This window comes from Clostridium cellulovorans 743B (assembly GCF_000145275.1).
GTDB lineage: Bacteria > Bacillota > Clostridia > Clostridiales > Clostridiaceae > Clostridium_K > Clostridium_K cellulovorans.
The window spans coordinates 2,540,208-2,558,628 of sequence record NC_014393.1; the positions used below are offsets into that span (position 1 = coordinate 2,540,208).

Annotated in this window: 23 protein-coding genes and 1 riboswitch; of the genes, 4 read left to right on the plus strand and 19 right to left on the minus strand. The window is 28.5% G+C overall.

The genetic code is table 11. The annotated features are described in order from the left end of the window. Window positions 1-174: 174 nt before the first annotated feature. The 5 genes from CLOCEL_RS10685 to CLOCEL_RS10705 all read right to left on the minus strand — a co-directional run bounded on the left by CLOCEL_RS10685 (window position 175) and on the right by CLOCEL_RS10705 (window position 3,867). A complete protein-coding gene (locus tag CLOCEL_RS10685; RefSeq protein ID WP_010076910.1) occupies window positions 175-462 on the minus strand; it encodes a DUF2325 domain-containing protein in 288 nt (95 codons plus the stop codon). A gap of 71 nt (window positions 463-533) precedes the next feature. Next, on the minus strand, window positions 534-944 hold the full coding sequence (locus CLOCEL_RS10690) for a flavodoxin (protein ID WP_010076909.1): 411 nt from the start codon (window positions 942-944) through the stop codon (window positions 534-536). A gap of 18 nt (window positions 945-962) precedes the next feature. After that, window positions 963-1,538, minus strand: coding sequence for a DUF3793 family protein (locus CLOCEL_RS10695; RefSeq protein ID WP_010076908.1), 576 nt, complete (start codon window positions 1,536-1,538; stop codon window positions 963-965). A gap of 205 nt (window positions 1,539-1,743) precedes the next feature. Then, entirely contained in the window at window positions 1,744-2,121 is a 378-nt protein-coding gene (locus CLOCEL_RS10700) for a metal-dependent transcriptional regulator (RefSeq protein WP_013291723.1), read from the minus strand. A 132-nt stretch (window positions 2,122-2,253) separates the two neighbouring features. Next, window positions 2,254-3,867 carry a helix-turn-helix domain-containing protein gene (locus CLOCEL_RS10705; RefSeq protein ID WP_198283752.1) on the minus strand — a complete coding sequence of 538 codons (1,614 nt, stop codon included), beginning with the start codon at window positions 3,865-3,867 and terminating at the stop codon, window positions 2,254-2,256. Window positions 3,868-4,208: 341 nt separating this feature from the next. Between CLOCEL_RS10705 and CLOCEL_RS10710 the strand changes: the two genes are divergently transcribed. After that, window positions 4,209-5,396, plus strand: a complete 1,188-nt coding sequence (locus tag CLOCEL_RS10710; protein WP_010076905.1) for an aminotransferase-like domain-containing protein — start codon at window positions 4,209-4,211, stop codon at window positions 5,394-5,396. A gap of 51 nt (window positions 5,397-5,447) precedes the next feature. Then, complete coding sequence (locus CLOCEL_RS23100; protein WP_010076904.1) at window positions 5,448-5,600, plus strand: hypothetical protein; 153 nt, start codon at window positions 5,448-5,450, stop codon at window positions 5,598-5,600. 13 nt (window positions 5,601-5,613) lie between these two features. Here the strand turns inward: CLOCEL_RS23100 and CLOCEL_RS10715 are convergent, their stop codons facing one another. The 9 genes from CLOCEL_RS10715 to CLOCEL_RS10750 form a co-directional block, all read right to left on the minus strand. Then, window positions 5,614-6,486 (minus strand): GNAT family N-acetyltransferase, encoded by an 873-nt coding sequence (locus CLOCEL_RS10715; protein WP_010076903.1) that lies wholly within the window; start codon window positions 6,484-6,486, stop codon window positions 5,614-5,616. Between the two features lie 357 nt (window positions 6,487-6,843). Continuing rightward, the gene (locus tag CLOCEL_RS10720; protein WP_010076902.1) at window positions 6,844-7,686 is read right to left on the minus strand and encodes a ComEC/Rec2 family competence protein; all 843 of its coding nucleotides are present in this window, start codon (window positions 7,684-7,686) and stop codon (window positions 6,844-6,846) included. 299 nt (window positions 7,687-7,985) lie between these two features. Next, complete coding sequence (speD, locus tag CLOCEL_RS10725; RefSeq protein WP_010076901.1) at window positions 7,986-8,360, minus strand: adenosylmethionine decarboxylase; 375 nt, start codon at window positions 8,358-8,360, stop codon at window positions 7,986-7,988. A 95-nt stretch (window positions 8,361-8,455) separates the two neighbouring features. Continuing rightward, complete coding sequence (locus CLOCEL_RS10730) at window positions 8,456-9,316, minus strand: 4-hydroxy-3-methylbut-2-enyl diphosphate reductase (RefSeq protein WP_010076900.1); 861 nt, start codon at window positions 9,314-9,316, stop codon at window positions 8,456-8,458. Between the two features lie 8 nt (window positions 9,317-9,324). Continuing rightward, window positions 9,325-9,972, minus strand: coding sequence for a (d)CMP kinase (gene cmk, locus CLOCEL_RS10735; RefSeq protein ID WP_010076899.1), 648 nt, complete (start codon window positions 9,970-9,972; stop codon window positions 9,325-9,327). Window positions 9,973-9,982: 10 nt separating this feature from the next. Beyond that, the gene (locus tag CLOCEL_RS10740; protein WP_010076898.1) at window positions 9,983-11,203 is read right to left on the minus strand and encodes a BaiN/RdsA family NAD(P)/FAD-dependent oxidoreductase; all 1,221 of its coding nucleotides are present in this window, start codon (window positions 11,201-11,203) and stop codon (window positions 9,983-9,985) included. A gap of 142 nt (window positions 11,204-11,345) precedes the next feature. Beyond that, window positions 11,346-12,221: a MurR/RpiR family transcriptional regulator gene (locus CLOCEL_RS10745; protein WP_010076897.1), complete on the minus strand. Its 876-nt coding sequence runs from the start codon at window positions 12,219-12,221 to the stop codon at window positions 11,346-11,348. 25 nt (window positions 12,222-12,246) lie between these two features. Then, window positions 12,247-12,411: a YpmA family protein gene (locus CLOCEL_RS22280; RefSeq protein WP_010076896.1), complete on the minus strand. Its 165-nt coding sequence runs from the start codon at window positions 12,409-12,411 to the stop codon at window positions 12,247-12,249. Window positions 12,412-12,515: 104 nt separating this feature from the next. Beyond that, complete coding sequence (locus tag CLOCEL_RS10750; protein ID WP_010076895.1) at window positions 12,516-13,223, minus strand: pseudouridine synthase; 708 nt, start codon at window positions 13,221-13,223, stop codon at window positions 12,516-12,518. 148 nt (window positions 13,224-13,371) lie between these two features. On the opposite strand from CLOCEL_RS10750, the gene CLOCEL_RS10755 reads away from it, so the two are divergent. Beyond that, window positions 13,372-13,647 carry a hypothetical protein gene (locus CLOCEL_RS10755; protein ID WP_010076894.1) on the plus strand — a complete coding sequence of 92 codons (276 nt, stop codon included), beginning with the start codon at window positions 13,372-13,374 and terminating at the stop codon, window positions 13,645-13,647. Window positions 13,648-13,659: 12 nt separating this feature from the next. Further along, window positions 13,660-14,247: a flavin reductase family protein gene (locus tag CLOCEL_RS10760; protein ID WP_010076893.1), complete on the plus strand. Its 588-nt coding sequence runs from the start codon at window positions 13,660-13,662 to the stop codon at window positions 14,245-14,247. 106 nt (window positions 14,248-14,353) lie between these two features. Here CLOCEL_RS10760 and argF read toward each other — a convergent pair whose 3' ends face one another. The 5 genes from argF to CLOCEL_RS23675 all read right to left on the minus strand — a co-directional run bounded on the left by argF (window position 14,354) and on the right by CLOCEL_RS23675 (window position 18,336). Then, window positions 14,354-15,286, minus strand: a complete 933-nt coding sequence (gene argF, locus CLOCEL_RS10765; protein ID WP_010076892.1) for an ornithine carbamoyltransferase — start codon at window positions 15,284-15,286, stop codon at window positions 14,354-14,356. A 21-nt stretch (window positions 15,287-15,307) separates the two neighbouring features. Further along, entirely contained in the window at window positions 15,308-16,162 is an 855-nt protein-coding gene (gene argB / locus CLOCEL_RS10770) for an acetylglutamate kinase (RefSeq protein WP_013291725.1), read from the minus strand. 295 nt (window positions 16,163-16,457) lie between these two features. Then, the gene (locus CLOCEL_RS10775) at window positions 16,458-16,637 is read right to left on the minus strand and encodes a DUF1540 domain-containing protein (protein ID WP_010076889.1); all 180 of its coding nucleotides are present in this window, start codon (window positions 16,635-16,637) and stop codon (window positions 16,458-16,460) included. 82 nt (window positions 16,638-16,719) lie between these two features. Beyond that, window positions 16,720-17,643, minus strand: coding sequence for a homoserine O-succinyltransferase (locus CLOCEL_RS10780; RefSeq protein ID WP_010076888.1), 924 nt, complete (start codon window positions 17,641-17,643; stop codon window positions 16,720-16,722). Window positions 17,644-17,727: 84 nt separating this feature from the next. Further along, window positions 17,728-17,831, minus strand: a riboswitch (SAM riboswitch). 64 nt (window positions 17,832-17,895) lie between these two features. Further along, entirely contained in the window at window positions 17,896-18,336 is a 441-nt protein-coding gene (locus CLOCEL_RS23675) for a DUF2752 domain-containing protein (protein ID WP_341271457.1), read from the minus strand. Window positions 18,337-18,421 lie beyond the last annotated feature (85 nt).

Here is an 18,421-nt window from a genome sequence, read left to right on the forward strand (position 1 = left end):
TTACTTAAAATGGGAAGATATTATTTACAAGATATGTACCACGATTTATTATGTTAAACAACCAAGCATATTGAAAATGCAGATTATATTTTCTAGAAACTCACTCTCCTTAAAAAAAGCAAGTAAGTGTTTTATAAACTTTTCATTTAAATACTAAGTTAATAAAAAGTAGTATTAACTTACAATAAAGTGATCGCTTAAGATACTCTTTAACGCAGTTGAACTTGCACTATGACAACGTGCAATGGAGAGATTTTTCTTTGATGCCTCTTTAAGGGCACTATTAATCATCTTATGTGAGACTGTACTTGTGAATAAAACCAATAAGTCAGGATTTCCAATTTGTCCTTTAAGATTGCCAGGCATTTGTGTAAATACTTTTGCCTTACATTGATATTCTTTGCATATTTGCTTGTATTCACTAATCATTCTATCATTTCCACCTATTATAACAACGCTCATAAAACTCCTCCATCCATATTTTATTATGAATAATTCACTCCTTAGCTATTTGCTAAGAAGTGAATTAATATTTACATTTTTGAAAATAAGTTACCAAACTCTTCACAAGTAGTTAGATCTTCTGGTTCTCCATTAATAATTAAACCCTCATTAAATAAGATTCCACCTACATTTGTAACACGTTCTTCCCAATTTCTCATCCATTCACCATCACCCCAGCCGTAAGAACCAAAAAGAGCTATTTTTTTTGATGACAGTTTATCTTCAATGCTTTTAAAAAATGGTTCAAATTCACTTTCCTCTAATTCTTCCGCACCCATAGATGGGCAACCGAATGCGATTTTATCATATTGATCAATCTGAGCTTTATCAAAATCTGATATGTAAAATAAATCTGCTTCCTTTATACCTTTGGCTATACTTTTTGCCATTGTCTCTGTGTTACCTGTTCCACTCCAATAAATTACTGCAATTTTATTCATAAAATACCTCCTATATGATTAAGCAACATTAATTAGTTGCAATATTGATGTACCGCTACAAATTTTTTCATAATATTTAGTTCTGCATAAAGTATATTGATTAAATAAGTCCTTTGCTTTAGAAGTGCTAGTATACACCTTCCAATAACCACAATATTTATATCCCTTCCCCTTATTTTCAATAAACCCAATAACATCTTCATAGGGATATCCTAAAAATAAACCTATTTCATGAGGGAAGTTCATATTAACAATTCTTTTCTTTAAACAATCAAGAGTATCTTTTATAGTTTTTTCAGTGTTGTATCCAAGCTGTTTAAGAAAAGAAAAATGTTTTGGTGAATTTAATTCTGAAGATAGAAGTGGTTCATTATATACTAATATTAATGCTCGGCTATCATATTGATTCAAAATATAAAAAAAAATCCCCTTATCATTCAATATTTGGTTATATTTATTAATTGTCTTCTCAATATTTGAAGCATATGCTTTATTGCAGATGAGTAAGCTTCCAGATTTTATGCCTGCTAATGTAGGGGCACAATAAAAAGCCAGTAGCTTATCAAAAGAATCTAAATTTGGTACAATACACATTTTTACCTCCGGAAAATAAAATGCCAAGGTTAGCTATTGCTAACCCAGTTTGAAAAAAATTATCTAAAGAATAGTTGATAATTTTTTATCTTAAGCACTGGTATATAATATATTAATCATATAGTTAGCAACTGCTAACTATATGATTAATATAGCATATCCTCCATATTTTTGTCAACATAAATAAAAGCAGAATAATCTGCTTTTATTTACTACCATTAAATTCAACAAAGTCTTTAATTTTATCAAAAGTTTCTTGACTGATTATATGTTCAATACGGCAAGCATCTTCACTAGCTAATTTTTCTTCTAAGTTTAGTGTTAACATTAAGTATTTAGTTATATAATTATGACGTTCATAAACCTCTAAAGCTTTTTTTCTACCTTTTTCAGTAAATAAAATATTACCGTCTGAACCCATTTCAATCAGTTCTTCTTCTCTTAATATTCCCATGGCTCTACTTATACTTGGTTTTGAATATCCCAGTTCATTAGCTATATCAATTGATCTTACAGAGCCTTTTCTATTTTGTAAAATCAATATTGTTTCTAGATAATCTTCTCCAGATTGATGAATTTTCATAATACCTCCCTATACTTACAACATTTTAAAGAAAGTAATGTATTATATTGTAACATAGGAATATATAAAGAACAAGTTCATTACAAGTATGAAAATTATATAACTTGTATTTAATTAAATAGATTTATAACTTTAACAAGGAACCTTTAACATATGCATTATTCTTAAAGCAATCTCTAAGTTTAATCTGTTCTCCTCATTTTTTATATCCATCCCTGTGATTTCATTAATTCTATTAATTCTATACAAAATAGTATTATAATGAGTAAATAGAACTTTTGCAATTTTATTTAAGTTTCCGTTGCATTGGAAATATACTTCTAGGGTTTTAACTAGCTCTGTAGATTTCTTTTTATCATGATCAACTAGCTTCTTAATTGTATTATTATAAAAAAGCTCTAATTCATTATTTAAGCCATCATGACAAAGTAAAGTATATACACCTAATTTATCATAAAAAATCATTGATTTTTTATTAAGTCTGTTACCTATTCCAATTGAATTTTTTGCTTCTTCATAACTACAACGTACATTTTCTAGTCCTTCATAACATCTACCTACACCAATTTTATAATCCAGGGTTTGGAAATTTTCTATCAAAGTATTTTCTAATGATTTACAAAAATCCTCAATTTGATTTTTTATATCTTCTGATTGGTTAAAGGATAAAATAAAATACACACTTTGACAGTCATTTGCAACAAGTCCGATTATTCCTTTTTTTCTTATTAAGTTTTCAACATAATAAAAAAGCTTAGGTATAAGTTGTTTTTTTGTGCTATATAAAGATTGATTTTTTTCTAAAGTTATTGAAAATGCAATAAAACTATTGTCTCTATCAAGATGAAATTCATTGGTAATTTCTAGAGCTTTTTCTCTTGTTTTTAAATCCTTTGATAAAAGATTATCTAAAAAATTTTTTTTATGACTATTTTCAATTTCTAAAACAGAAACTTTTTTTACCAATTCATTTTGAATAGGAACTAAAATATTATTGATAATTGAAAAATCCAAGGAGTCTAAAGGAGATTCAAAACTCCATATAAATAAATGGCCATATGAAATATTGTTGATTACAATAGCTTTAACATATTTGTTTACATACGCATCATCTATAAACTCAGCACTCTTTTGAAACAACGTGTTTGAATTATCGGTAATATGTGTAGAGTTATAAGTTCTAGCACTTTTTAATAAAGTATCCTCAAATTTCTTCTCAATAAAATGAAAATTACTAATTTCACTTTTGGGAATTTCGAGGCTTATTAATATAGGTTTCTCGATAATTTGTGCTAGCACATCGACTATTTTTTCAATATTTGCACCATTTAACATTAAGTCCATAAGTTTATCATATATTTTTTGAAAATTATATGTAAGTTTAGATTGCAAATTAAATATTTCTGAAACTATACTTGAAAAAGATGTCGTAGGCACTATATTTATAAGTGGAATATTTAAGCCATTTGCCAAATTTACTATTTCGTCAATAGCTATATGATCATATTCGGATTTTTTAATACCTATACCTGCAACCTTTTTCATTGAACAAGCAGTGATAAATTCTTTAGCTGAACTTAAGGCTAAAGTATTAGAAGTAATAAGTAAGAAAGTCCCTTCAGTTATTTCACTAATGGTTTTGTAATCTGATACCATTTTTACATTATAAACAATATTATTTAACCCTCCAGAACCAGCAGCTAATATTGATTTATCCATAGAACAGATGTTTAATACATCTGACATAATTAATCGATTGATTTTCATAGTTATTTCTTCTCCTCTCGATATATAGTTGTAGCTATTTTACAGAGACTTTAACGAAATGTTATTAATTCATATTTTTTATAGTATAACAGGGATTGTTAATAAATTCAATAAATTATTGATAAATAAATAATAAATATACAGAAAAACATAACAAATGTTCAAAGAATGGGTTGTTTCATTATCAATTATGCATAAAGGCTTCGTTTCCTATGTGTTCGCAATGCTTAAAGAATATATAAAATATAAACAAATTTTATATTTTTCAATATATGTCATTTATCGTTGGCTTTTATATTATAAACTAAGAGGTGAATTTCATGGAAATAAAATATTCAAAAATTGCTAATAGCCTAAAAGCTTCTGAAATTAGAGAAATTCTCAAACTTTCAGAAATGCCACAAATCATATCTTTTGCCGGAGGAATGCCTGCTTCAGAGACTTTTCCAATAAAGGAATTGGCTAAAATTTCAAAAAAAGTCATTGAAGAAGATGGTAATATAGCTCTCCAATATACCGCAACTGAAGGTTATACGCCTCTTAGAGAAACTATTGCTAAAGAAAGAATGACTAAATTAGGTGTAAAAACCTCTGCAGAAGAAATATTGATTATTAGTGGTTCACAACAAGGACTAGATTTGATAGGAAGATTATTAATTGATGAAAATGATACTGTTATTTGCGAGAATCCTAGCTATCTTGGAGCACTAAATGCTTTTAGACTTAATAATCCCAATTTGATTGGAATACCCATGGACAAGGATGGGATGATAATAGAAGAACTAGAAAAAGTACTGGCAACTGATACAACAGTAAAATTAATCTATACTATACCAGATTTTCAGAATCCTACAGGTGTTACAATGTCTTTAGAAAGGCGAAAACGATTAGCAGAATTAGCTACAAAATATAAGGTAATTGTGGCTGAAGATAGTCCTTATGGAGAATTAAATTTTAATAAAAGAACTCTTCCATCAATAAAAAGCTTTGACAGAGACGGTTATGTAATATTTATAGGTACTTTTTCAAAAATATTATGTCCTGGTAATAGGATTGCTTGGATGTGTGCTAAAAAAGAAATCTTGGAAAAACTTACTCAGATGAAACAAGCTGTAGATTTACAAAGTAGTACCTTATCTCAAAGAATTATCTATTTTTATATTAACAAGTATGATATAGAAGCTCACATTGAAAATATTAATACTCTGTATTTAAAAAGAAGAGATGTGATGATTAATGCAATTGAGAGTTTCTTTCCCAAAGATGTAGGAATAACTCGTCCTAGTGGTGGTCTTTTTATATGGGTAGAGCTTAAACAAGAAATTGATACAGCAGAACTATTAAAGAAAGCTTTGACTCTAAATGTGGCATTTGTTCCAGGTAAAGCGTTTTTTGTAGATGCAGATAAGAGAAATTTTCTTAGACTTAATTATTCAAGTATGAATGAACTAAAGATTGAAGAAGGAATAAAAAGAATTAGCAAATTATTAACAAAATATTATAATTGATAAATAAAAATCACTTACTCCGACAATAATAAAAAAAAGGAGGTAGTGAATATGTACGATGCAAAATTTGAAAACAAAGAAAAGGATCCTCTAAAATATTCATGTTTAGCTGAAAAAGGTTATTTTAAAGGTCTAAAATCCGATAGTTGTTTAAATGCCTATAGACCTTCATTTTCTGCAAATTACGAAATAAAAATGAATTAGAAGGATAGCTATGCTATCCTTCATAACTGTAAATTCGATATATTTGTATATCTCTAAAGCCCAATCTATAATATAATTTTTGAGCTGCATAGTTTTCATAATCAACCTTTAAATAAAGTTTTGGATGTCCGTAGTGTTTTGCTAGTTTGATTAGATAGTTTAGCAGGATTGTTCCATAGCCAAGTTTTCTGTATTTTTCAACTAAACCAAAATTTACAATAGATAATTTATTACTTTCTTTAATGATTTGACCATATCCAATATATTGACCATTATATAATAAGAAAATAGAGCCTTCATTTAAGTAATATTCTTGATTCTCATCAAAAATAATATCTTCGACCTTTAAAGCAATTCTATTAGAACTCTTGAATATTTCATTTTGTAGACCACAACGTATTTCTTCGTCTTTGTATTTTGTAAAAGTTTTAAATTCTATTTTGTCAGATGTAAAATTTGAAACTTCATAATTTTCTAAAGAAAGTTCCATAACTATAATACCTTCGTGCCTTATAAAGTTTAATTTATCAAGAATCCTAGTGTTATATGAAGTTTCTACGCATTCGTAAATTATATTACTTTTATTATTATTTAAAATACATTTTAAAAGTTCTTGATAACCCTTGTATCCATACTCTTCTTTTACATACATTGACTGGATTTTTATGTTTTTAAAACTATCTTGAGTTATCCAGATAAATCCTATGTACTCTTTTTCATTTTTCAATAAGTGAACTTTTCTTTTCAATAAAATTTTTCTAAAAATATTACTTTCTTTATAAAATTCTACTACATCTTTATTTAATTCGTTAAATTCTTCCTTTTTTAGACTTAATTCGCTTAATGAAGGTAGATTTTCATTAGATATATATTCACTAGTATACATTTTCATTCCCCAATATTTTCATATATTCATAATATAAATATAACATAGAAATGCTCCTTTTCCAATAAACCATGTCTAATAATACTTTATGAAGTTAAAGCATTTCTTATTACTGAATACTCTTTATTTTCTTTAGTGATATATAAGTTAAATTATTGAAACTTCATAAAAACTCTGTAGCTATATTGAGAAATCAATATAACCAATGAGGACCCTTTATTGAAATATATAGTAAATACATAGTGAATATATGGTAAATATGAAGTGAATTTTAATTTTTAGAGTTATATGATTTAATGTTAAAAATCTAGAATATTTCTATAAACATTAAAGAAATACCCTAGATTTATAATTAGATTAATATGGAGTAGTAAAATTAATATTGAAACCGTCACATGTAGCTATTATAGTTCCATTTAGGTCAGTTCTATATACAGTTATCCCATAATTTTCAAGTTTTGCTAGTGTTTCATCTGCTGGATGATTATATGAATTTCCTTCTCCAACAGATATTATTGCATATTTAGGATTTACAGCTTTGAGGAAACTTTTTGAGGTTGAACTAGTACTACCATGATGTCCAATTTTTATTACATCAGCACTTACATCTAATTGCTTAGCTAGTATTTCACCTTCAGATAAGGTTTCAGCGTCTCCCATGAAAATAAAAGACTTATTTCCATAAGTTAACTTTGTAACAATAGAATAATTATTTGTATCAGAGTATTTACTACTATTTGGTGCTAAAAACTGTAGAGTAGCATTTCCAATAGTTATTTTACTTCCAACAGATGGTACTGTTATCTTTAACCCTTTATTTGAAAGAGCTGTAACCATATTTGTGTAAACAGCTGAAGAGGCAGTGATTTTAGGTGCATAAAAAGTTCCTACCGAAAAACTATTAATTATTTTAGCTATATTTCCAATATGATCAGCATGTGGGTGAGTAACAATTATATAATTAAGTTTAGTTATTCCTTGGGTTTTAAGATAGTTATAGGTACTATTATCGTTCTCTCCTGCATCGATTAGTATATTATTGCTACCTGTTTGTATTAAAATACTATCACCTTGTCCAACATCGATATAATGAATTTTTATACCACTAACTGAACTAGTTGTCGCAGCTGTTACTGGTGGTACACTCAATAACATAACGAATACTAGTAGTAAGTTTAAAAAATTATTAAGTTTTTTCATATGTAATCCTCCTTTAATTTATATTTTAATAAGCATATCACATTTATGTTAACTAATAATTAAAAGTTGAAGTATTTAACTTAAAATAGATAACTATACTTGTTAAAGTATTATAATTTCACGTATAAGAATGCAATATATAATTTAGTGGTTAAAGATAGATAAGTAAAAAAAGCATTTATTTATAGTTACCTATAGATAAATGCTTTTTTCTATATTTATAATACTATTAAGTATCCATATTTGTTTCAATAAAAGAAACATGAGATATCGATATTATTCTTTAAAGAATAATATTTTTATATTGCTTTTACTTCAACTGGTTCTTCGAATATTCCACGTTTAACTTCAGTAGCAGTCATATTTTTTGCCTTAAACAACTCAGTCATATAATTACAAGCATCCCATGGATTGATTCTGTCTCCACAGGTAAATACATCTACTGCTGCATAACCAAGCTCAGGCCAGGTATGTATGGTCAAGTGGGATTCGGAGATTATAACTACTCCACTTACTCCTTGAGGGCTAAATTTATGAAAGGCGACTTCTCTCACTTCAGCTCCAGATTTAAGAGCTGAATCAACCATAATTTTTTCAATTGCGTTTTTATCATTTAATATATCTTCATCGCATCCATATATTTCTGCTAATATGTGACGTCCTAAAGTATTCATGAATATAACCTCCTTCTGTTGTATAACATATAAATTTTATCAAATGTATGGAAAAAGTCAATGTTTACTGCACAAAAATATAATTTTATTTAAAATTATTCGGCTTTTTCGGCTAATTTGATTTTATCAACAACTTGATTTATTATCCAATCTGGAGTTGAAGCTCCCGCTGTAATTCCTATGATTCTAATATCAGTATTCTTAAGAAAATCTATAGAAAGTTCGGTTTCATTTTCAATTAAAAGTGTATTGTTACAGTTCTCTTTGCATATTTCAAATAATTTTGTTGTATTTGAACTATGTTTACCACCTATAACTATCATTAAGTCTACTTTCTTTGAGAGGACCATAGCATTTTTTTGTCTAACTTCTGTAGCACTGCATATAGTGTTTAACGCAACTAACTCTTTTGAAGTTTTTATCAATATGCTTAATACTTTTTGCCAATTTTCTTGTTTTTCAGTAGTTTGAGAAACAACACAAAGTTTCTTTGGGATTTCAGCTGTTTCTAAGTCTGATCCATCTTTTGTAATTATTGCTTCATTTGAACACCAACCATTTATACCTACAACTTCAGGATGATTTTTGTCACCTACTATTAGGATTGAATATCCTTGATTGTGGTAATCATGAACTTTTTTGTGTATGTTAGTAACGTATGGACATGTAGCATCAACTATATTTAGATTTTTTGAATTAAGTAAATCCATGACTGCTTTAGAAACTCCATGTGATCTAATAATAATGGTATCTGATTCATTTAAAGAATCTATTTTTGAAAGTTCTATAGAAAAAACATTAGATTCTTCTAATTTAGATACTACATCATTATTATGAATTATTGGACCCAAAGTATACATTTTTTCTTGGATATTTTTGTTAGAAGCTGTATCAACTGCTCTTTTAACACCAAAACAAAAGCCAGAATTTTTCGCAATTATAATTTCTCTTTTCATAAAATCACCTAATTAAGTAACCCGGAGATTTTTTTTACTACTTCATCAATCGTCATAGAAGAAGTATCAATTTCCATAGCATCATCAGCTTTAGTCAATGGATTTATCTCTCTGTGGGTATCAATATAATCTCTTTTTTCTATCTCTTCTAAGATATTATTAAAATCAACTTCTATGCCTTTTTCAATAAGTTCTTTACATCTCCTTTTAGCTCTTTCTTCGGCTTTAGCTGTGAGAAAAAATTTATATTTAGCGTCTTTTAGAACCACTGTTCCTATATCTCTTCCATCCATTATTACTTCATATTTTTGAGACATCTTTTGTTGAAAAGAAACTAATTTTTCTCTCACTTCTTTTACTGCAGCATAATTTGAAACGTTATTACTTATTTCAGGGTATGTAAGTTCATCAGTAATATCAGTTCCATTTACAATAAGTCTATCACCTTCAAAGTGCATTTCTAAATTATCAATAAGATCTATTAACTTTGAAACTTCATCATAGCTAATACCAGCTTTAATAGCATAATATGTCACAGCCCTATACATAGCGCCAGTATTAATATACATCAAGTTATTTTCTTTTGCTATAATCTTTGCTATAGTGCTTTTTCCAGATCCTGCTGGACCATCTATTGCTATACTTCTATTTATCATTTAATCACCTTTATTTTCCTATATTTTTACCAGCTAAAAAGCCTGTTGATAAAGCTATTTGTAGGTTGAATCCTCCTGTATTTGCATCAACATCGATGATTTCACCGCAAAAGTATAAATTTTCAACGATTTTTGATTTCATAGTAGAAGGGTCGATATCTTTGGTATTTATTCCTCCTGCTGTTATTATCGCTTCAGCAATTGGTCTTGTTCCACTAATTTCTAAAGTGAAATTTTGAAGAAGATGTACTAAATTAAGTCTTTCTTCTTTTGTAATAGAATTTACTTTTTTATCTGGTGGTATATTACATAGTCTAATTATTATATCTATCAGTTTTTTAGGCAGTAATTCATCTAAAGAGTTTTTAAAATCTTTATTTTGGTATGTCAAAAAATCTTTTTGTATCCTTTTATCTAGCTCATCTTTTGAAAGTGCTGGTTTTAAATTAATAACTGCTTTTAGATTTTTTCTGCCATGTATAAGGCGGCTTGCAGTTAAAACAATAGGACCAGATATTCCAAAGTGAGTAAATAACATTTCTCCAAAGGATTTATAAATTGCTTTTTTCCCATCTAATATTTTAAGTTCTACATTCTTGAGAGATAAACCTTGTAATTCACGGACAATATCTTCCTTTGTAGTTATTGGTACTAATGCAGGAAATATTTCTGTTATAGAATGGCCTAACTTTTGGGAAAAAATATGTCCTTCACCATTTGACCCTGTTTGAGGATATGACATTCCACCTGTAGCGAAAATATAATAATCAGCTTTTAGCTTAGAATTATCTTCTAAAATGACATTGTCTATTGTACCTTTAGCTATTCCTATGTCTTTAACTTTTCTATTTAACATAACTAATACACCAGAGTCATTTAGATTTTTTTCTAAGACTGCTATAATATCAGAAGATTTATCTGATACGGGAAAAACCCTCTCCCCTCTTTCTATTTTCAATGGTACTCCTTTATTTTCAAAGTAATCCATAACATCTTTATTGGACAGACTATAAAGTGCTGAATATAAAAAATATGGATTACCAGGTATATTAGGAAAAAAGTCTTCTATATCTTTAGCATTAGTTATATTACATCTACCTTTTCCAGTAATAAATAATTTTTTCCCAAGCTTTTCATTTTTCTCTATTAGTGTAACCTTATGTTGTTTTGCAGCTTCAATTGCTGCCATCATTCCTGATGGTCCTCCACCGATTACAATTACGTTTGCCAATTTCTCACCTTCCTTAAGTTAACTAGTTCTTATATATAAACTTATCTTTTGTGTAAAATTTAAAAGGTAATTAGATTAACTATGTATCTTAGCGTTTATGAACCTTTACGACATTAAAAAGAAATGTCAAGCCATGACATTTCTAGATGCTATCTTTATGAGAATATACATTAAATTCTGCCCATATTTCTTCTAGATTAGTAAAAACTTTTGAAATTTTTTCTTTTTCTCTAAGACCAACTGCAATTATAAGCGCATTTATAACACTGAGTGGTGCCACAAGTGAATCAACAAATGAAGCCATATTACTTTGAGCAATAAGGGCATAATCAGCACTTGCTGCTAGTGGTGACAATAAACTATCAGTTATAGCTACAACTTTCGTACCCCTAGATCTTGCAAAGTTCAAAGCATCTATAGTTCTCGCAGCGTATCGTGGAAAGCCTATACCCAATAATAAATCATCTTCGTTAATATCTATCATCTGTTCAAATAGATCAGAAATACCATAGGTAACTACATGAACGTTGTCCAGTAAAAGGTTTAGATAAAACCCAAGGAATTCTGCAACTGCTGTAGAACTTCGCAATCCTACAATATATATTTTTTTTGCTTGAAAAATCATATTTACAACATCATCAAAAGTCTTTATATCGATCTTCTCAAGAGTAACCCTGATGTTCTCCATATCAGCCTTAAGAACCCCTCTAAGAGCACTTTCAGAGGAAGGATAATGATTTGTAAGTTCAATCCTTTGAACAGTAGTTAGTTTATTTTTTATTAATTCTTGTAAAGATTTTTGAAGCTTTGGATAACCAGTATATCCAAGTTCAATTGCAAATCTAACAACTGTTGATTCACTAACTCCAACGCTGAGTCCGAGCTTTGATGCTGTCATAAAGGCAGCTTTATCATAATGTTTCAATATATATTCTGCTATTAGCTTTTGACCTTTACTGAGCCTTGGATATCTTAATTGAATATTCTTCATTAAATCCTGTTTGTCTGTATCTATCATTGAATCGACCTCATAAATTTGATTTTTATTTTTCCTTATAGAGAGTTATGACTTGCTTATCGTTATTAAGTGATAACCCAAAAACAACATTCAAATCCTTTAAATTTTTATTCAGAAAATCAATAACCTTATACATATCGTCATATGTTTCAAATTCTTTACTTGATATTAAGGTTAATTTATCGTCCATGATTAAGCCTCCTAGTACTTTTAATGAATTCATCTAGTTTATTTGCACTAGATTTAGTAATTATAATATTCTAATTGCAAAAGTAATAAATTATAAAATAAATTCTATAAATTTTGTAGATAGTCAATTTCTTCTTTTGTCAAAAATCTATATTTTCCTTGAGGTATATCTTTTAACTTAATATCACCTATGGCTATTCTTTTTAAAGCTATAACTGAGTGACCAATAGAATCACACATCTTTCTTATTTGCCTATTTTTACCTTCATAGATTTGAATTTTTAAAGAAGCTTTATTATAATCAAGTTTTTCAATTTTAACCTTTGCTGGTGCAGTTATATATCCACCTATGTCTATACCAGTTTCGAGTTTTTTAATTTCTTCTATTGTTGGTATACCATTTACCGTTACTAAGTAAGTTTTATAAACTTCTTTACTTGGATGCATTAAATTATTATATATGTCACCATCGTTTGTAAGAAGTAACAACCCAGAACTATCATAATCTAGTCTACCAATTGGATAAATCCTCTCTTTAACGTCTATAAGGTCTATTACATTTTTTCTACCTTTTTCATCTTTTACAGATGATATATATTTTACTGGTTTATTTAGGGCTATGTATACTTTTTGCGCTTCTGGGTAAATTATTACATTATTTACTTTAATTATATCATTTTCTTCTTCTACTTTATAACCTAATTCTGTTATAATAGTATTGTTGACAGAGACTTTACCTTGTAAAATTAATTCTTCACATTTTCTACGTGAAGCAACTCCACATTTAGCCATATATTTTTGTAGTCGTTCCATTAAACATCACCTTTATAATAAATTAGAACTATTAATATTGTAAACATATCCTTAGAATTTTACAATATTTTATTTTACATTCTTCAATGATATCGTATTCAATAAAGAAAATGATGCAATATAATCAGTGAAAGGAATGGTGATTTAATTGAAATTACTGGAATTAAAAAATGAATTTGATATGATCGACATAGATACACTTACAGTTACTATTACAGTTGAGAAAATAGATATGAAAAATGAAGCTATTAATGAGGGACATTTAAAACTTATGAAAAACTTAATTAGTAAGGAATACTTAAAAAAAGATTATTTTATAAATTTTGATCATAAAATTATTGAAATTGAAGATGAAAATAGTCCCAAAATCAGTGCATATGTGGTAGAATCTATAGCTAGGGTGTATAAATTAATTGACATTTAAAGGAGTTTAATAATGGCTAAAAAGGTATTTAAAGGTAGTGCTATGCTAAATCCAGTTCCATCAGTATTGATTACATCAAAAGATGCTGATGATAAAGTAAATGTATTTACTGTTGGATGGATTGGAATTGCGTGCACTCATCCACCTATGATTTCTGTAGCAATAAGACCTGAAAGGTTATCTTATGAAAATATAAAAGATACTAAGCAATTTGTAGTGAATCTTCCTACAAAGGATATGGTTAAAATTGTGGATTACTGTGGAGTGAGAAGTGGTAGAAAAATTGATAAAATTAAGCATTTCAATTTAGAATTAGAAGAAGGAATAAGCATTGCTGTACCATCATTAAAAAAGGCTCCTGTAGCCTTAGAATGTGAAGTTAAGAATATTATTCCTCTTGGTAGTCATGATCTTTTTCTTGCAGAAATTAAAACTGCCAAAGTTGAAGAAGATTTAATAGACGATAATGGTAAAATACATTTTGAGAAGGCTAACTTAATTTCATATTCTCATGGTGAATATTATGGTTTGAATAGCAAAGCTATAGGTAGTTTTGGATTTTCAGTGACTAAAAAAGCTAAAAGGAAAGAAAAAAAATAAACTAATATTGAGCAATTTAATGATAAAAAATAAGTTCAAGCTTTTATTCAAATATACAAAAAATAATCTCAAAGCTTTATAACTCTAAAGCTTTGAGATTAAAATACTAGTTATTTTTTCCCATTAATTTTACTAATACAGCCTTTTGAACATGCAATCTATTCTCTGATTCTTCGAAAATCTCTTCTTGATGTTCTTCAAAAATTTCAGTAGTAATCTCTTCATCCTTATGAGCTGGAAGGCAATGTAACACCATAGCATCAATTTTTGCAAAGCTCATAAGTTGTTTATTAACTTGATAGCTTTTGAAAATTTCCTTTCGAAGATTCTTCTCTGTTTCTTGTCCCATGCTAGTCCAAACATCTGTTATAACCACATCAGCATCTTTAACAGCCTCTTCCGGAGAATTTGTAATAGTAAGAGTACCTAAGGAGTCCTTTTCAACAAGCCTAGCAGCTTCTATGATTTTTTCTTTAGTTTCATATCCTTTTGGTGTTGCAATGCTGAAATCCATATCGACTTTAAGACAACCAATCATTAAGGTGTTCGCCATATTGTGTCCATCACCAACAAAAGCAACTTTTAGGCCTTTAAATTTTCTCTTATTTTCTTTTATTGTCAATAAATCCGCAAGAACTTGACATGGATGCTCTTCATCAGTAAGCCCATTTATTATAGGAATTCTCGAAGCAGCAGCTAGTTCCTCAACTTCTCTTTGGTCAAAGGTTCTTATCATGATTCCATCTAAATAACGAGCAAGTACCCTACCTGTATCTTCAATAGCTTCTCCCCTGCTCATTTGAATATCACTAGAGTTTAAAAATAAAGCAAATCCACCTAATTGATACATACCTACTTCAAAGGAAACTCTTGTTCTTGTAGAATGTTTCCTAAAAATCATTCCTAATGTTTTACCTTTTAAATAGTGATGTTCTATTCCATGTTTTGTTTCATATTTTAATTGTTCACTTAAATCTATAATTTCAAGGATTTCTTCTTTTGAAAGATCCTTTAATGTCAATAAATCCTTTGCCTTCATTTTTTAGCCTCCCCTTCGCCATTAGTATATCATTGTACCTATGCCTTCATCAGAAAATAATTCTATTAATATAGAATGAGGAGTTCTTCCATCCAATATATGAACTCTACGAACACCATTTCTAACGCTTTCAACACAACTTTCTATTTTAGGAATCATGCCCCCACTTATTATTTTGTCCTCCATAAGAAGTGGAACTTCACCAACTTTTAACTTAGAAATCAATGTATTTTCATCTTTAGGATCCATCATTAGTCCAGGAACATCAGTTAAAAGTATTAACTTTTCAGCTTTAAGTGCTGAGGCTATTTTTGCTGCTGCAACATCACCATTGATATTATAAGTTTTACCATCTTCACCAACACCAACTGTTGCTATAACAGCCATATATCCATTTTTTAAAGAGTTATCTATGATTTCTGTATTTATTTGTTTAACTTCTCCTACATAGCCTAAATCTTCTTCACTTTTAACTTTTTCAGTTATTATCATGTTTCCATCTATTCCGCATAGTCCAATAGCTTTCCCACCGTTAGAATTTATACGGAAGACTAAATCTTTATTTACCTTTCCAGCTAAAACCATTTGTACTATATCAATTGTTTCTTCATCAGTATATCTCAAGCCGTTAATAAATTTAGGTTCCTTACCAACTTTATTTAGCATATGATTTATTTCTGGACCACCACCGTGAACAAGTACTACGTTGATACCAACACAACTCATTAGTATTAAATCATTGATTACAGCATCTTTAAGCATTTCGCTTTTCATAGCATTGCCACCATATTTAATAACTACAGTTTTCCCATAGTAATCTTTTATATACGGAAGTGCTTCTATCAAGGTATATGCTTTATCTGCAGTTGTCTTCATTTTATTTTGCCTCCTTCATAGTAAAAACCTATTATCAATATACTTTTGATAATAGGTTATATCCAATTCAAATATATATTGAATCTATTTGAGCAAAGAAATTATTCAATGCGTTAATTGTTAAATTATCCTGTATTTATATTGTAGCATATAAAAAATGCATTGTATATATATACAATGCATTTTATTATTATTCATATCGCAAGTTAAAAACACTCAATTTTAGCAATTTATTAAATGTCGTTGCTAAGAATAAATATAAAAAGTCATTCATTTTATATTTAGCTATCACCCATTACATTTTTTCAAAGCTTCCACAATCAGTACATTCTACTGTATTTGCTGTAGCCTCGTGTTTAACAACATTAATTCTTTCAAGTTCACAGTAATTATCTCTTGAATGGAATTTACATTCATTTACAATACAACCTATACTGTTATTATGTCCATTTGATAATCTAATTTTATTATCCATGATACACACCTCCTAAAAAAGTTTACATTATATTATTTGCTCAAAACAAAAATATATGTGTAGATTTTAGAAGCTATTTTGGTTACTTTTTATCTCTTTTGAGATTGTAAGGCGTTTCTTGATATACATAATAGTTTATCCAATTATTATAAATCATACTTCCTGTTGAGCGCCAAGTAACTTTAATACCTTTTTCAGGATCATCATCAACAAAATAATTAAATGGAGTTTCGATTTTTAGCCCTGCATTTATATCTCTGAAGTATTCTAAACTTAATGTTTCAGCATCATATTCAGGATGACCTGTTATGAATACCTTTCTTTTTGATTTATCAGTAATTAGAAGTGGACCTGCTTCTTTTGAATAAGCTAAAGTTTCTAAATCTCTTACTTCTTTTATATCCTCTATACTATTACCAGTATGCCTAGAATGTGGTGCATAAAATACATCATCAAGGCCTCTCATTAATGGCGAATTTTTATCTAAATTTTCGTGTTCAAATATACCAAACATTTTTTTCTCTAATGGTTTTTTATCAATTCCATAATAATAATATAAGGCTGCTTGTGCTCCCCAACAGATAAATAGCGATGATTGTACATTAGCTTCAGCATAATCGAAAATTCGTGTTAGTTCATTCCAGTATTGTACATCTTCAAATTCCATATTTTCTACTGGAGCTCCGGATACAATTAAAGCATCAAAGCTTTTATCCTTTATTTCTTCAAAAGTTGTATAAAAAGTATCCAAATGAGATTTTGGAGTGTGTTTACTTGTATAATCTGAAGTTTGCAAGAACGTAACATTTATTTGAATAAGGGAATTGCTTAACAATCTTAATATTTGAGTTTCAGTTACAATTTTTGTTGGCATTAAATTTAAAAAGAGAATTTCTAAGGGGCGAATCTGCTGACTTTGAGCTCGTTCGTGATTCATTACAAAAATATTTTCATTTATAAGTGTAGCAGTAGCTGGTAAATCTTTTGGTAAAATAACTGGACACATATTAACTCCTCCTCAACGAATAGCATAAAAAAACTCTATTACATTGGAGTAATAGAGGAAATTGTCACATAATGACTATAAAACACCTCATCTCCCAGACGCTTGTCCGCAGGAATTAGCACCTTGCACTCATTTGCAGGTTGCCGAGGCTTCACAGGGCCTAATCCCTCCACCTCTCTTGATGACGTTGATAAATGTAATTAAAAAAAATTATACAATAAAAAACATACTTTGTAAACAAAAGCTTTATAATTAAGGTTTAAGAAATAAAAAAAATTCGATATTTCTAAGGATCCAATAAAGTATTAGTAATGTTAACCCAAGCCAGTAGAAGCTTGGATATCTAGGTAATAAAAAAAGTTTTTTATTAAATGAAAGAGCTAATAACTCTAAATATTTAAGGAATCCAAATATAACTATAAGCATAGTTGCTACATTTGATTTTAAGCAATTTAATATATCACCACGAAATAATGCTAAGATACTACGTGTCATACCGCATCCTGGACATAATAGTGAGGTTTTTTCATAAAATGTACATTGGGGTAATAATTTTACAACAGAAAATATGTAGTATCTTAAAAGATAAAAAATAAAAATAGATATAATAGGCAAAACAAGTAACGATATTCTTAGTATAGCTATTTTGTTAGGAGTTAGATTATTTATATTTTTGTGCATAATAGTCTCCATTCTTAAACTTTTGTATATTTAATTATAACAAACTTTCGATTCAAATAGAAAAATTTTAGTGACATAAACATAATATAAATTCTTT